This is a genomic window from Methylobacterium sp. (genome assembly GCF_019745455.1).
In the GTDB taxonomy this organism is placed as follows: domain Bacteria; phylum Pseudomonadota; class Alphaproteobacteria; order Rhizobiales; family Beijerinckiaceae; genus Methylobacterium.
Genome location: NZ_JAIETD010000034.1, coordinates 1 through 15,680, shown reverse-complemented (window position 1 = coordinate 15,680; position 15,680 = coordinate 1). Strand labels below are relative to the sequence as shown.

At 64.3% G+C, this 15,680-nt stretch carries 11 protein-coding genes; 8 read left to right on the top strand and 3 right to left on the bottom strand.

The genetic code is table 11. From position 1 onward, the window contains the following. Positions 1-210: 210 nt before the first annotated feature. The 7 genes from K2Y56_RS08295 (at position 211) to zwf (ending at position 12,254) form a co-directional block, all read left to right on the top strand. Positions 211-702, top strand: a complete 492-nt coding sequence (locus K2Y56_RS08295) for a lipocalin-like domain-containing protein (RefSeq protein WP_292506900.1) — start codon at positions 211-213, stop codon at positions 700-702. Positions 703-858: 156 nt separating this feature from the next. Next, positions 859-999 (top strand): hypothetical protein, encoded by a 141-nt coding sequence (locus K2Y56_RS08290; protein WP_292506899.1) that lies wholly within the window; start codon positions 859-861, stop codon positions 997-999. A gap of 286 nt (positions 1,000-1,285) precedes the next feature. Then, a complete protein-coding gene (locus K2Y56_RS08285; protein ID WP_292506898.1) occupies positions 1,286-2,677 on the top strand; it encodes an MdtA/MuxA family multidrug efflux RND transporter periplasmic adaptor subunit in 1,392 nt (463 codons plus the stop codon). Between the two features lie 40 nt (positions 2,678-2,717). Beyond that, on the top strand, positions 2,718-5,837 hold the full coding sequence (locus tag K2Y56_RS08280; protein WP_292506897.1) for an MdtB/MuxB family multidrug efflux RND transporter permease subunit: 3,120 nt from the start codon (positions 2,718-2,720) through the stop codon (positions 5,835-5,837). Further along, on the top strand, positions 5,834-9,148 hold the full coding sequence (locus tag K2Y56_RS08275) for an efflux RND transporter permease subunit (RefSeq protein WP_292506896.1): 3,315 nt from the start codon (positions 5,834-5,836) through the stop codon (positions 9,146-9,148). The genes K2Y56_RS08280 and K2Y56_RS08275 overlap by 4 nt, the downstream gene beginning before the upstream one ends. Continuing rightward, complete coding sequence (locus K2Y56_RS08270) at positions 9,148-10,662, top strand: efflux transporter outer membrane subunit (RefSeq protein ID WP_292506957.1); 1,515 nt, start codon at positions 9,148-9,150, stop codon at positions 10,660-10,662. The genes K2Y56_RS08275 and K2Y56_RS08270 overlap by 1 nt, the downstream gene beginning before the upstream one ends. Positions 10,663-10,748: 86 nt before the next feature. Continuing rightward, the gene (gene zwf, locus K2Y56_RS08265; protein ID WP_292506895.1) at positions 10,749-12,254 is read left to right on the top strand and encodes a glucose-6-phosphate dehydrogenase; all 1,506 of its coding nucleotides are present in this window, start codon (positions 10,749-10,751) and stop codon (positions 12,252-12,254) included. Here zwf and K2Y56_RS08260 read toward each other — a convergent pair. The 3 genes from K2Y56_RS08260 to K2Y56_RS08250 form a co-directional block, all read right to left on the bottom strand. Further along, positions 12,180-13,016, bottom strand: coding sequence for a restriction endonuclease (locus tag K2Y56_RS08260; RefSeq protein ID WP_292506894.1), 837 nt, complete (start codon positions 13,014-13,016; stop codon positions 12,180-12,182). The genes zwf and K2Y56_RS08260 overlap by 75 nt on opposite strands. Before the next feature lie 324 nt (positions 13,017-13,340). Further along, positions 13,341-13,841: a MucR family transcriptional regulator gene (locus K2Y56_RS08255; RefSeq protein WP_292506893.1), complete on the bottom strand. Its 501-nt coding sequence runs from the start codon at positions 13,839-13,841 to the stop codon at positions 13,341-13,343. A 411-nt stretch (positions 13,842-14,252) separates the two neighbouring features. Next, positions 14,253-14,888: a class II aldolase/adducin family protein gene (locus K2Y56_RS08250; protein ID WP_292506956.1), complete on the bottom strand. Its 636-nt coding sequence runs from the start codon at positions 14,886-14,888 to the stop codon at positions 14,253-14,255. A gap of 406 nt (positions 14,889-15,294) precedes the next feature. On the opposite strand from K2Y56_RS08250, the gene K2Y56_RS08245 reads away from it, so the two are divergent. Further along, positions 15,295-15,680, top strand: a 386-nt coding sequence (locus tag K2Y56_RS08245) for a CoA-binding protein (protein WP_292506892.1), incomplete at its 3' end; no start/stop codon positions are given.

The window sequence follows — 15,680 nt, the reverse complement described above, 5'->3', positions numbered from 1 at the left end:
CTTGAACGGAACTCCGCCCCCTCGTTCTGTTCTGGCGAGGCGCCGCTTCGGTCGTGAAAGTTGGCCGCCCTCGAAAGAGGGCGGCCTTTTTCGTAGGTCTTTGTCGAAGTGGTTGTCCGGTAGGCTCGATAAATCTCGACAGAATTGATTCTGCCGGAAAAGATCCTCCTACGATCGCACAAAGCGAATCGGGATATCTGGGAGGGTGATATGAAATCAGTAATTACCAGCGCTGCTTTCTGTCTGTTCGCGACGTCTGCCTCCGCGCTCGACACCCAAGATATCGTAGGAACCTGGCGTCTTGGAGCAGCGACACGATTGCTCGTCGATACGAACGAGATTGTCGACGCCTATGGCGGCCCGCGCCCTAACGGTTGGCTCACCTACGACAAGGACGGGAGGATGACGGTCATCTGCGCTTTCCAGGGCCGTACGAAGCCAGTTGCCAATGACAAGATGACCGATGAGGACAGGGTCCACCTGCACAAGACGTTTTTCGCTTATGCAGGGACTTACAAGCTGGATGGCAAACAGATCTCACATAACATCGACACGTCGTGGAATGAAGTTTGGTCAGGAACGTCTCAGGTGAGGGAGGTCGAATACAAAGACGGCAAGTTGGTCATCAAGACACCGCCATTTCGCTTCAACGTGGATGGAAAGATGAGTGTCATCACACTCGTGTGGGAAAAGCATCCCTGACACCGGTGGCTTCAGGCGACTTGAACCTCGACGACGGTCAAGCCTAAAGTCGAGGCCGTCAGATCCATCGGATGTCTCTATTGGAGCCGTCCAAACGCTTGCTCTTCGTTGCAGGCGAAGCGCTCATACGATCTCCGATCGCCTGGAGCCGAGATATTGCGTGCCACTAGCTGCATCCTTTTCGGCGTCGCGGCCGCCATTTTCGGAGCGTGCCTGCGTCTTGCCGTGCCGGTGACGCCGGTGACCGAAGAGTTCCGCGAGGTGGTCCGCTTCCATCAATCGATCGGACGGCCCTGAACCCGCAGCAACCTCTCGGAAACGCCCGCGCCGCACTGGTGACGCATTGGCGCGAGAAGGGTCGCGAGGTTCGAACTGCGACATCGGTGATGGATGTTCAGCCACCCCCGTCATCCCCACCTGCAGGGATAAAGATCTGCGCTCCGGACGATTTCGGTAGGACAATCGAGAATGTTTCCAGCCAAGCCGCATCGATCTGCCTATGCTTCTCGTTGGGCAGCGGACCTCGCGGCTGCCGGCCGGCACTCTTCGCGTCCGAGGGCTTGAGGCGGTCGGATTTCAGGGAATGAACGAGACCTCACCGATTCGGACGGAGACCGCTCGGGAATTTCCCGTCGCCGCGCCAGTCGTCGCGCCGCGTCGGGGCCGCGGACTGCTCTGGTTCATCGTGTTCGCGGCCATCGCCGGAGTCGCGTGGTACGGCTACAAGACCTATTACGTCCCCAAAACCCAAACGGCCGGCGACTCTGCCCCGGCGCGCGGAAAGGGGCGGGGTGGGCGCATGGGCGACCAGCCGCAGGCGGTGGGCGTCGCCCGCATCGTTTCCGGCGACATTCCGGTCGTGCTCTCCGGCCTCGGCACGGTGACTCCGCTGGCCACCGTCACCGTGCGTTCGCAGATCAGCGGCTACCTTACCGAGATCGGCTACCGCGAAGGGCAGATGGTGAAGAAGGGCGATTTCCTCGCCCAGATCGATCCGCGGATCTACGAGGCGCAGCTTGCCCAGTTTCAGGGCCAGCTCCAGCGCGATCAGGCCCTCCTGCAGAACTCGAAGCTCGATCTCGCCCGCTTCCAGCGCCTCGCTCAGCAGGATTCGATCTCGAAGCAGAACGTCGATACGCAAGCAGCTCTGGTGAAGCAGAACGAGGGCACGGTCGCGGCGGATCAAGCACTTGTCGACCAGCAGAAGCTCAACATCGCCTATACGCGGATCACATCGCCGGTGGATGGCCGCGTCGGCCTGCGTCAGATCGACCAGGGGAACTACATCACCGCGGCTTCGACCAACATCGTCGTGGTGACCCAGATCCATCCGATTTCGGTGGTCTTCACTCTTCCCGAGGACGACGTCTCGCGGGTGATGAAGCGAGTGCGCTCGGGCGCAAAGCTCGCGGTGAAAGCCTATGATCGCGGCGATACCGTCGAAGTCGCGAGCGGGGTCCTCGACACGGTCGACAACCAGATCGACAACACCACCGGCACGGTGAAACTGCGTGCCCTGTTCCAGAACGAGGACGACTCGCTATTCCCGCAGCAATTCGTGAACGCCAAGCTCACCGTGGACACACTGGCGAATGTGCCGATCGTTCCAACGTCCGCAATCTTGCGCGGAACGCCGGGCACTTACGTCTACCTGCTCGACGGCGAGGACAAGGTTGTGGTTCGCCCGATTAAGCTCGGCGAAACAGATGGGCCGAGGACGGCAATTCTCTCCGGATTGTCTGTCGGCGACCGTGTCGTCGTCGACGGCACCGACCGTCTTCGCGACGGCGCTCCGGTACGCGTCATCGAGGATGGCAAGGTGGGAGCGTCGAAGCCCGACGATGCCCAGCCCGGCACGCCCGGTTCCGAAGGTGCCGCCGCCGCGACAGGCGCGACGATGCCGGCTGCGCAGGGGCAGCCTCCGGGCGAGCCTTCCCGCCGCGAGCGTCGCCGCCGCGAGCAGGCGACACCGTGATGGGTGTTGAGCGTCGCGCGCCTGGTACTGTCGGCGCCCCATGAACCCGTCGCGCCTCTTTATCCTGCGGCCTGTCGCGACGACGCTGCTCATGCTCGCGATCCTGATCGTCGGCATGGTGTCCTACGTGAACCTGCCGGTCTCGGCCTTGCCGGCGGTCGACTACCCGACGATCCAGGTCCAGACCTTCTATCCGGGTGCCAGCCCCGAGGTGATGACCTCGGCCGTGACGGCTCCGCTGGAGCGGCAATTCGGCCAGCTCGCCAATCTCAACCAGATGTCGTCGCAGAGCTCGGCCGGCGCCTCGGTCATCACGCTGCAATTCAACCTGGATCTTCCCCTCGACATCGCCGAGCAGCAGGTCCAGGCGGCCATCAACGCTGCCGGCAATCTGCTGCCCAACGACCTTCCGGCCCCGCCGATCTACGCCAAGGTCAACCCGGCGGATGCGCCGGTCCTCACCCTGGCCCTGACCTCGAAGACGATGCCGTTGACCCAGGTCCGCGACCTTGCCGAGACGCGGCTCGCGCAGAAGATCAGCCAGGTACCCGGCGTCGGCCTCGTCAGCGTCGGAGGGGGTCAGCGCCCGGCCCTGCGGGTGCGCTTCAATTCCCGCGCTCTGGCCGCCTACGGTCTCAACATCGACGATCTGCGCACCACTATCGCCAACCTCAACGTCAATACGCCGAAGGGTACCATCGACGGACCGACGCAATCCTACGCCATCAACGCCAACGACCAGATCCGCGATCCGAAGGCCTATGACAACGCCGTCATCGCCTACAAGAACGGCTCGCCGGTGAGGATGTCGGACGTCGCCGACGTGGTGGAGGGGCCGGAGAACACGAAGCTCGGCGCCTGGATGGACGAGACGCCGGCCGTCATCCTGAACATCCAGCGACAGCCCGGCGCCAACGTCATCGCCACTGTCGACAAGATCAAGGCGCTGCTGCCGCAGATCCAGGCGACCTTGCCCGCCGCCATCACGGTCACGGTTTTGACCGACCGGACCACGACGATCCGCGCGTCGGTGCATGACGTGCAGGTCGAACTCGCGCTCGCCATCGGCCTCGTCGTTCTGGTGATCTTCCTGTTCCTCAGGAGCTTCTCCGCGACGCTGATCCCGAGCCTGTCGGTGCCGCTCTCGCTCGTCGGCGCCCTGGCGATCATGGATCTCTACGGGTTCTCTCTCGACAACCTGTCGCTGATGGCGCTCACCATCGCCACCGGCTTCGTCGTCGACGACGCCATCGTCGTCATCGAGAACATCGCCCGCCACGTGGAGGAGGGCGATCCGCCCTTCGAGGCGGCGCTGAAGGGCAGCCGCGAAATCGGCTTCACCATCATCTCGCTGACCGTGTCGCTGCTGGCCGTCCTGATCCCGCTCCTGTTCATGGGCGACGTCATCGGTCGGCTATTCCACGAATTCGCGATCACGCTCGCGGCCACGATCGTCATCTCCGGCGTCGTCTCGCTGACCCTCGTGCCGATGATGTGCGCGCGCCTCCTCAAGCACACTCCCGGGCGCGTCGCCAAGCGCGAAGGCCGGCTGGCGCGCCTCGGCCGCCGGTTCAGCGAGGGCACCATCTCCGCATATGGCCGGGCGCTCAGGGTGGTGCTCGCTCACCAGGGCCTGACGCTGCTCGTCACGCTCGGAACGGTGGCGCTGACCGCCTACCTCTTCGTGGTCATTCCGAAGGGGTTCTTTCCAGTCCAGGATACAGGTGTGCTCCAGGGCATCACCCAAGCCGACCAAACGGTGTCCTACGCGGCCATGGCTGAGCGCCAGCAGAAGCTGGCGGCGATCGTCCTTGAGGATCCCGACGTCGTCAGCCTGTCCTCGTTCATCGGGGTCGACGGCCAGAACGTCACGCTCAATTCCGGCCGCTTCCTCATCAACCTCAAGCCGCACGCCGAGCGCAAGGACACTGCCTCGGCGATCATCCGGCGGATCAGGGCGGCGACCGCAAATGTCGCTGGCATCCGCCTCTACATGCAGCCGGTGCAGGACCTGACGATCGATACGGCGGTGAGCCCGACGCAGTACCAGGTCATCCTCGAGAATCCGAACCTCGACGCCTTCAACACCTGGGTCCCGCGCTTCGTGCAGGCGCTGCAGCGCTCGCCTCTCCTCGCCGACGTGGCGAGCGATCTCCAGAGCAACGGGCTCTCGGCCTACATCACCATCGATCGCTCGACCGCGGGGCGCTACGGCATCACGCCGGCCACCGTCGACAACGCGCTATACGACGCCTTCGGGCAGCGTATCGTCTCGACGATCTTCACGCAGTCGAGCCAGTACCGCGTCATCCTCGAGGCCGATCCGGAGCAGCACCGGACGCTGGACAGTCTGAACAACATCTACCTGCCATCCTCGACCGTCGCCTCGGGTCAGGTCCCGCTTTCGGCCATCGCCCAGGTGAGCGAGCGCCGCGCGCCGCTGCTCATCAGCCATCTCGGCCAGTTCCCGTCGAGCACCGTCTCGTTCAACCTCGCCCCCGGCGCCGCCCTCGGCCAGGCGGTCGCCGAGCTCGAGCGGGTGCGCAAGGAGATCGAGCTGCCGTCGAGCTTCCGCATCGTCCCGCAGGGCTCGGTCTTCGCCTTCGAATCCGCCCTGTCGAACCAGTTCTTCCTTGTGCTGGCTGCCATCGTCACCGTCTACATCGTCCTCGGCGTTCTCTATGAGAGCTTCATCCACCCGATCACCATCCTCTCGACGCTCCCCTCGGCTGGGATCGGCGCACTGATCGGCCTGATGATCTTCGGCCTGTCGCTCGACATCATCGCGATCATCGGCATCGTGCTCCTCATCGGTATCGTGAAGAAGAACGCGATCATGATGATCGACTTCGCGCTCCAGGCCGAGCGCGAGGACGGCCGCAGCCCGCGCGACGCGATCTACGAGGCCTGCCTCCTGCGCTTCCGGCCGATCCTGATGACGACGCTCGCTGCGCTCTTCGCCGCCGTGCCGCTGATCTTCGGCACCGGTGTCGGGTCGGAGCTGCGTCAGCCCCTCGGCATCGTCATCGCCGGTGGCCTCATCGTCAGCCAGGTGCTGACGCTCTTCACGACACCGGTGATCTATCTCGCCTTCGACCGCCTTGAACGGCGCCTCAAGGGTCGCCGCGGCGATGCGCCTTCGGCCGAGGCAATTCCGTGAACGTCTCGGCCCCGTTCATCCGACGACCGATCGCGACGACGCTCCTCACCCTCGGCGTGCTGCTCGCCGGCCTTTTCGCCTTCACCAAGCTGCCGGTAGCACCGCTTCCGCAGGTGGATTTCCCCGTCATCCTCGTCCAGGCGATGATGCCCGGTGCCTCGCCCGAGACCATGGCGACGACGGTCGCGGCACCGCTGGAGCGACGCCTCGGCGTCATCGCCGACGTCAGCGAGATGACATCGACGAGTTCGACGGGCTCGGTCCGCATCGTCCTGATGTTCAACCTCGACCGGAACATCGACGGGGCCGCCCGCGACGTCCAGGCAGCCATCAACGCGGCCCGTGCCGATCTGCCCGCCGCCCTCCGGCAGAACCCGACTTACCGCAAATTCAATCCGGCCGATTCGCCCATCCTGATCCTCGGGCTGACCTCCGATACGCTTTCCCCCGGACAGCTCTACGATTCCGCCGCGACCATCGTGCAGCAGAAGATGGCGCAGCTTCCGGGTGTCGGGAACGTCGATGTCGGCGGCTCATCGCTTCCGGCCGTCCGCGTTGAGCTCGATCCCAAAGCCCTGTTCAATTACGGCATCGGCCTCGAAGGGATCCGCGCGGCGCTCGCCTCCGCCAACGCCAACTCGCCCAAGGGCGCGATCGAGACGGAAGCCCGTCACTACCAGCTCTATGCCAACGATCAGGGCCGCGTCGCTGCAGATTATCGCGAGATCGTCGTCGCCTATCGCAACGGCGCAGGGGTCAGATTGTCGGATGTCGGCCAGGTCGTCGACGGCGTCGAGGATAAGCGAAATCTCGGGCTGATAGACGGCAAGCCCGGCGTCATCCTGTTCATCTACAAGCAGCCAGGCTCCAACGTCGTCGAGACGATTAACGGCTTGAAGGCGGCGCTGCCTCAGGTTCAGGCCGCGTTGCCGGGCGATATCAACCTGACCGTCGCGGGCGATCGGAGTGCCACCATCCGCGCCTCGCTCGCCGAGACCGAACACACGCTGATCATCGCCGTCGTGCTCGTCGTCGCCGTCGTCTTCATCTTCCTGCGCTCGGGACGGGCGACCCTGATCCCCGCCGTGGCCGTGCCGATCTCGATCATCGGCACCTTCTCGGCGATGTACCTTCTCGATTACAGCCTCGACATCCTGTCGCTGATGGCGCTGATCATCGCCACCGGCTTCGTCGTCGACGACGCGATCGTCGTGCTTGAGAACATCCAGCGGCACATCGAGGAGGGCAAGCCGAGGGTCGAGGCGGCTTTGCTCGGGTCGCGCGAGGTCGGCTTCACCGTCATCTCCATGAGCCTCTCGCTGATCGCGGTCTTCCTGCCGATCCTGCTCATGGGCGGCATCGTTGGACGCCTGTTCGAGGAATTCGCCGTCACGCTCTCGCTGGCGATCCTGATCTCCCTCGTCCTGTCGCTGACGACGACACCGATGATGTGCGCGATCTTCCTCAAGCCCGAGGGACACCGTTCGGACGGGCCGCCGGGTAAGCGGCCGAACCTCTTCCTGCGCATGCTCGAGGGCGGATTCGACGGGATGCTGCGCGGATACGAGCGTACCCTTCGCATCGCCCTGCGGCATACGCGCATCGTCATCCTGGTGCTGCTCTCGACGGTCGGTCTGAACGTCTACCTCTACGTCATCGTGCCCAAGGGCTTCTTCCCCGACCAGGATACCGGGCAGATGATGGGCGGCATCCAGGCCGACCAACGCATCTCCTTCCAGGCGATGAAGCAGAAGCTCGAACAGGCGAGCGCCATCGTCCAGGCCGATCCGGCGGTCGAGAGCGTCGTCGGCTTCACAGGCGGTCGAGGAACCAATTCCGCCAACGTCTTCGTCGGCCTCAAACCGCTCGGCGAGCGGGCGCCTATGAACGTCGTCCTTAACCGGCTGAGGCCGAAGCTCGCGCAGGTCCCCGGGGCACGCCTCTATCTCACGGCCCGCCAGGATCTGCGGATGGGGGGACGCCAGAGCTTCGCCCAGTATCAGTACACCCTCCAGGGCGACACGGCCGAGGAGGTCTACGCGGTGGCTCCGAAGCTCGTTCAGGCACTGCAGCGCGACCCGACCTTCGCCGATGTCACATCCGACCAGCAGGAGGGCGGCCTCGAGAGCCGCATCGTCATCGATCGCGCCACGGCCTTTCGCTACGGCATCACGCCCGACAAGATCGACAATACCCTCTACGACGCCTTCGGGCAGCGCCAGGTTTCGACGATCTACAACCCCCTCAATCAATATCACGTCGTGATGGAGATCTCGCCGCGCTACCTGCAATCGCCGGAGACGCTGAAGCTGATCTACGTCTCGACCTCGGGGGGGAATGCGCGTGGCTCAGCCACCACCAACGCGGTGGCGGGGACCGTCATCGCCGAGACGTCGGGAACGTCGAATGTCGCGGGGGCGAGTTCCGGCACATCCACCGCCATCAACCCGGCGACGGATTCCGCGCGCAATGCCTCGGCAAACGCTATTGCGGGCGGCAGGGGAGGGGCCTCGTCGAGCGCACCGGTGAGCAGCACGAAGGAGACGATGATCCCGCTTTCGGCCTTCGCGCGGTTCGAGACCGGCACCGCCCCCGTCCAGGTCAGCCATCAGGGTCTGTTCGTGGCGACGACGGTCTCCTTCAACCTCGCCGATGGGAAAAGCCTGAGCGACGCGACCGTCGCGATCGATCGGGCGATGGCCGAGATCCGCGCGCCCGCAACCGTCCACGGCGAATTCGCCGGGACCGCCAAGACCTTCCAGGCCTCGGCCTCGCGCCAGCCGTTGCTGATTCTCGCAGCGATCCTCGCCGTCTACGCGATCCTCGGCATCCTCTACGAAAGCTACGTCCACCCGATCACGATTCTCTCGACGCTGCCCTCGGCCGGCATCGGCGCGCTGCTGGCGCTGCTCGTCTCGGGCACCGAATTCACGGTGATCGCCCTGATCGCGGTGTTCCTCCTCATCGGCATCGTGAAGAAGAACGCGATCATGATGATCGACGTCGCCCTCGACGCCGAGCGTACCCGCGGCGCGAAGCCCAAGGATGCGATCTTCGAAGCCTGCCTCTTGCGCTTTCGGCCGATCATGATGACAACGCTCGCCGCATTGCTCGGCGCCGCGCCACTGATCTTCGCCGGCGGCGAAGGCTCGGAACTTCGCCGCCCGCTCGGCATCGCCATCGTCGGCGGATTGATCGTGAGCCAGATCCTGACCCTCTACACAACGCCGGTCGTCTACCTCTACCTCGACCGCCTGCGGCGCCGGCCCAAGGCGGCGGGCGGTGCCGTACAGGCGGCGCCGGCCGAATGATGGTCTCGTCGTCGAAGGCACGCCGAACCCTCCGCGTCGCGACCACCCTCGCCCTCGCGGCAACCACGTCGGGCTGCCTCGTCGGCCCCGACTACTCGCGCCCCTCCGTCGAGACGCCGCTCGGGTTCAAGCAGGGCGGCGCCCGCGAGGACAGCGCCGCCTATGTGGCGAGCCGCAAGGGCTGGCGCCCGGCGCGGCCCAATGACGGCGCCGAGCGGGGAGATTGGTGGCGTGTGTTCCGCGATCCGGCCCTCGACCGACTGGTCCGGCTCGTGGACGTCGACAACCAAAACCTTCGCGTCTCGGTCGCGACCTACGACCAGGCCCGCGCCTTCGTCGCCCAGGCCCGCGCCGCGCTATTCCCGACCGTCATCGGCGCGCCGAGCATCACGCGCTCGCGGTCCCTCGGAAACGAGCGGACCAGCATCTCGCTGCAGGGTCAGGCCTCGTGGGAGCTCGACCTCTGGGGCCGCATCCGGCGCAATATCGAGAGCGAGGTCGCCACCGCTCAGGCGAGCGCCGCGGACCTCGCCGCCGTGCGTCTCTCGATCCAGTCCGAGGTCGCCACGAATTACCTCTCGCTGCGCTACCAGGACTCCCTGCAGCGCCTCCTCAACGAGACGGTGGAAGCCTACAAGCGCAGCCTTGCCATCGCCGAGAACCAGTACAATGCCGGGGTCGCGGCGCGCTCGGACGTCATCACGGCGCAGACGCTGCTGCAGACGACGCAGGCACAGGCCATCGCTGTCGGGCTCCAGCGGGCCACCTTCGAGCACGCGATCGCCACCCTGATCGGGCGCCCGCCCTCGGAGCTGTCCCTGCCGGTGGCGTCCCTCGCCGCCAAGCCGCCCGCCGTCCCGGTGGGCGTTCCCTCCGATCTCCTCGAACGGCGTCCCGATATCGCCCAGGCCGAGCGCAACGTGCAGTCCCAGAGCGAGCAGATCGGCGTGGCCGTCGCGGCCTTCTACCCGACCGTGACCCTCTCTGCCTCCGGCGGCATCTCGGGCCTGACCCGCAATGGCGTGTTCTCGGCCGCCAACCAGGTCTGGTCGATTGCCGCGGCCGGCAATCAGATCCTGTTCGACGGCGGGGCACTCGCCGCCGGCGTGCGGATCGCCCGCGCCGCCTACGACGCCAGCGTCGCCACCTACCGGCAGACCGTTCTCACCGCCTTCGCCGAGGTCGAGAACGGGCTCGCGGGCGTGCGTATCCTCAACCGGCAGCAGGCGGTGCAGGACGAGGCGGTCGTCCTCGCCCGCCGCGCCGTCGAGATCACCCTCAACGAGTACCGAGCCGGGACACAGAACTTTACCACTGTGGTGACCGCGCAGGCGACGGCGCTCAACAACGAGGTCTCCGCCCTCCAGATCCGCCTCAACCGCTTCACAAACGTGGTTTCGCTGATCAGGGCACTCGGCGGTGGTTGGGACGTGCGCAGCCTGCCGACACGCGAGGAACTTGCCGCGTCGCGCCTTCTAATCGATTCCGGTGCGGCGGTTCGTACCGACGAGTAGAGGTACGCCAGGCGCGTGGGAACGCGGGATCGGCCCTCCCGTTGACGGACGAGGCCCCGCGAGTCTGCATGCACCGGACCCCGACGATGTCAGAGCCGCTCCGTACCGAGACCCCCATGCACGTCGGGCCGGCGCCTCCCTGCACCCTCGTGATCTTCGGCGCCCATGGCGACCTGACGAAACGCCTGCTGATGCCGGCGCTCTACAATCTCGTCGTTGCGGGGCATCTGCCGGACGCTTTCCGCATCCTCGGTGTCGACCATAACCACGATAGCGACGAGGGCTGGCGCCGATTGCTTACCGAGACGATCCATGGCTTCGCGAAGGATCCCACGGCGGAATTCCATCCCGACCGAATCGATGAGGGAGCCTGGGGCTTCGTGCGTGATCGCCTCGACTACCAGAAAGGTGACTTCGAGGCGGAGGAGACCTATCGCTCTCTCGCCGCATCGATCGACGGAAACGCAATCTTCTATCTCGCTGTCTCCGCACGATTCTTCGGACCGATCGTCGATCGCCTCGGTGCTGCGGGGCTACTGAGGGAAAGAGAGGGAGCCTTCCGCCGTGTCGTGGTGGAAAAGCCCTTCGGCAGCGATCTCGCCTCGGCACGCGACCTCAATGCCCGGCTTCTCGCGCAAGCGGGGGAGGGCCAGATCTTCCGGATCGACCACTTCCTCGGCAAGGAGACGGTACAGAGCCTCCTCGTCCTGCGCTTCGCGAACCGGATTTTGGAGCCCGCCTGGAATCGCGATCATATCGACTGCGTGGAAATCACCGCGGCAGAAACGATCGGCGTAGAGGAAAGGGGCGGCTTCTACGAAACGACCGGGGCCCTCCGCGACATGGTGCCGAATCACCTCTTCCAACTGCTCTGCATGGCGGCGATGGAGCCGCCAGCCTCCCTCGCATCAGAAGATGTTCGCGATACCAAGGCGGCCTTGATCCGGTCCATCCGGCCTGCCGTTCCGTCGGAGGCCGTCCGAGGGCAGTACGGGGCGGGCGACGACGCCGGCCACTCAGTCTCCGCCTACCGCGACGAGCCAGATGTGGACCCTGGTTCGACTACAGAAACCTACGTGGCACTCAGGCTTATGATCGATTCGCCGCGTTGGGATGGCGTGCCGTTCTACCTGCGAACCGGCAAGCGTCTGAGCGGGCGTCGCACCGAAATCGTCATCCACTTTAAGGATCCCACGACGGATCTCTTCGATGCTGAGGCTGGTCTTCGGAGCGGATTCATGCGCCTGCGAATCGACCCGGAGCATGGCGTCGCCACCACTCTCAACGCAAAGCGGCCGGGGCCGGGCATCTCGCTCGGTCAGGTGATCGCGGGGTTCGACTATGGCGACTTCTTCGCTGAGAAGCCCACCGTGGGCTATGAGACGCTGCTCTACGACTGCATGGTCGGCGACAGCACGCTATTTCAGCGCGCCGACATGATCGAAGGCGCCTGGGCGATCGTCGATCCGCTGATCCAGGCTTGGCGAGCCGCGCCCGTCGTGAGCTACCCAGCGGGTTCAGACGGCCCCGATGCGGCGAATGCTCTTCTGGCTCCGGACGGACGAGCTTGGTCTCGGCTCGACGGGCGATGACGCCGCCACTTGGAGTTTCTCGGGCTCGAAGTCGACCAGGTCGTCGTGATGAAGCAGCAGGACGTCGGTGGCGGCGGCGAGCTTGCGCGCCGACGGCGTGAAGCCCGCATTCGAGACGACCGCCGCGTGATCGCCGGACCAGAACCTGCAGGCGGCAGCAGCCTCCTGGACCGCTGCGTTGCCGACCGGTTTTCCGTAGCGCTTGCATTGGATGATCAGACGAAGGCCATCACGTTCCGCGACGATGTCCGCGCCCTGGTCACCGCTCGCCTGTGTCGGCCAGGCGCGCCACCCGGCCTTGAGAAGCCGCGCGACGCAAAAGCGTTCATAGGCGATGCCGTCCTCCGGAAGATCGTCCTCATCGGGTAGACAGGCGGCTTCTGCCACGGCCTCGATGATGGCGAGAATGTCCGGCCATAAACGGTCGGCCTCTGTCCCGAGCCCTCGTTCCTCTAGTTCGCGAATGACCGTACGCTCCGCGAAATAGGCACGCTCCCGGTACCAGCCGTCGCAGATCAGGTTGCCGTAGGCATCGACGAAGCATTCCTGACGCCGCCTTCGCGCTAGAATACCAGCATGGGGCAGTACGACACGGCGGATACGTCGCTTAAGGCGGCGGGGGCGGTCGAGGTGCCAGAGTATCAGTGCGGCCACGACCACCGCGGTGCTGCCAAGGGCGATGGTTTCCCAGACCATTGCTGCGCAACCGCCCAGGACCGTCGTCCAGAACAGGCGCGAAACGAGGCTCGAACGAGCTGACATGACGATCCCGAGAAGGAGAGCGCTACCCGAACGATGAGGCACCCCCGTTTCGAAAGTGTCATGCTGCGGCTTGAGCGATCGCTAACGCCCTGCGGATCACTGGGGACAACCTCGTCGAGCGAGGGGTCAGCCCAGGCCTCGGACCGCATCGTCATGCAAACGATCATCGACAGCGTTAGGCCCACGCGCTCTGCGTGAGCCGACGCATAAAGACATCCACGGATGAATTTTCGTGGGCAAGTCTCGACCACCCTGATCCATGGCCGCTTCCGGAGGTCGATGGAACATGGTTCGTTGTCGACGGCCTAGTGAGCCCTCGGCATGTCAGCGTTCGGCTGCGATCTTCTGACGGCGTCCGCGAGGTGCTGCACTGGCGCTCAACGGCGCCTCGACGATGTCGACCTTGAGCCTGGACTTCCGACGCTGCTGACCGAGCCCCATGTTTCTGGCGAGAGCAGAACGAGCCGCCGCGTAATTCGGTGCGACCATGGGGTAATCTGAAGGCAGGTTCCAGCGTGCCCGATACTGCTCGGGGGTCATCTCGTATCGTGTACGCAGATGCCTCTTCAGGGATTTGAACTTTTTCCCGTCTTCCAGGCAGATGACGTAGTCGGGCGTGATCGAGCGTTTGATTGGTACCGCTGGTGTCAGCGCCTCCGCCTTCGCCTCGTTCTGACCACCCGAGAGCTGCGCGAGCGTCGCGTGAACGGACGCAATCAGCAGCGGAAGTTCCGTCACGGGCACGGAGTTGTTGCTCACGAAAGCGGAGACGATGTCCGCTGCGAGCTCGATGTAATCCGTCGACTTGCCGGTGCCCGACTCCATCCTCAATCTCCACTAGAAATTTGAATACATTCCAGACCAGATCTTGCCCGGTATTCTCTCGATGCAAGGAGGTTTGATCGATAAAATTAACGATGTCGTTAGTATGGCGTCTTTAATGGAAGCGCAAGAGGCCAGGTTCGCCGCTGATAAATTTGATACGGGACGGATTCGGAGGACGGCCCATGCATATTTGCCAATCATCGGCGCCTCACGGGATGCAGCTCTCTGCATTGATTGAGGTCGAATCGTTGGGAGCGGCGTGAAGACCGGAACGAAGCGCCGCAGAAGCACAGGTTCTATTTATAAAATCCATATTATGAAGAATGAATAAAGTATATATTCTTTCTGATATTTGTAACCATGAGTTGTATAAGACTGGGTTCGGCGATCGGAAAAGGGATTCAAACCTATCTAGCGCGAGCGAGGTCCGTAGGATCTGAATCTCTCGACCGTGTGGGCAATCTCTGCATCCGAAAGGATCACCGGTTCGCCAATCTGAAGAGCCATGGCGTACTGGCGGCAGAGCGCCTCCATCTCGACAGCCAGCCACAATGCTTTCGGAAGGTCCGGGCCGGTTGCGATCATGCCGTGGTTGGCGAGCAGGCACCCGGTCCGGTTTTCGAGCGCGGCAAGGGCATGATCCGAGAGTTCTTGCGTTCCATAAGGTGCGTAGGGCGCGCACCGGATCGTCGGTCCTCCTGCCGCAGCGATCATGTAATGCACCGCGGGAATCTCTCGGCCACAGATCGCGAAGGCCGTGCAGTAGGTCGGATGGGCATGCACGACGGCGTTGAGTTCAGGCCTCGCCACCAGGATATCGCGATGGAAGCGCCACTCGGAGGAGGGCTCCAAAGGATGATCGTGGGCACCCGTCATCGACATCGGGACGATGTCGTCCGGCCGTAGGATCTCCGCCGGAATACCCGAAGGCGTCACCAGGAAGCCATCGCCGTGACGCACCGAAACGTTGCCGGCAGTGCCCTGGCTGAGGCCGAGCACGATGAGCTGCCGCATCGTCTCGACGATGGAAGACCGGATCTCGAACATGGTCGTCACCTCTCCGCGGAGCATCCGAACGTCACTCAGACGTCGGGTCTCGCCTTTACCGGAACCTTCGATCAGAGCGCGCCTTACCGCAGCGACGGTCTGGAAGGGAGGTTCTTGCAATGGCGGATAGCTGGATCGGCCTCGAGGAAGTCGCGCGGCAGCGATCGATGAGTTTAGCCGAAGCGCGCGCCCTTGCCTTGAAGATGCATTGGCCCTGCCTGTTCAGGCGGGGCGAAACTCTCGTTCTTCGCTCCGTATCAAAGCCTTGATCGCCCAGCCGCGGGCGGATCTTTAGGAGGGCAGGGGGATGGCTCGGTCCTGGTGTACCATTGCCGGCGTACCACGTTGTTCGTGCCGGCGAGGCCGGGGGACGAAAGCCATGGCGAGCGACGGGTAGTACGAGCCGATGAGTACATCCCGTTTCGAGGCCCTGCTGTCGCCGCGTTCCATTGCCGTGGTCGTCGCAGATGAGGCAGCAGCGACTCTCGGTCGAGCGTTGGTTTCGAATATCTCGGCCAGCGGCTTTGCCGGCAGGATCACCTTCGCCGGTGCTGGTCGTGGCGAGAGGGGGTATGGGATTGACCCGGCGGAGGCCGAGGCGCCGGACCTCGTCGTCATCGCCGCACCCGCCGACGCCGTACCGGAGCTCATCGAAAAGGCGGGTGCGTGCGGTGCTGGAGCTGCGATCGTCCTGAGCGCAGAGATGGGGAACGCAACCTGCGTCGAAGCCCTCAACGCGGCACGACGCTACGGCGTCCGTATCCTTGGGCCAGGCAGCATCGGCCTCTCCGT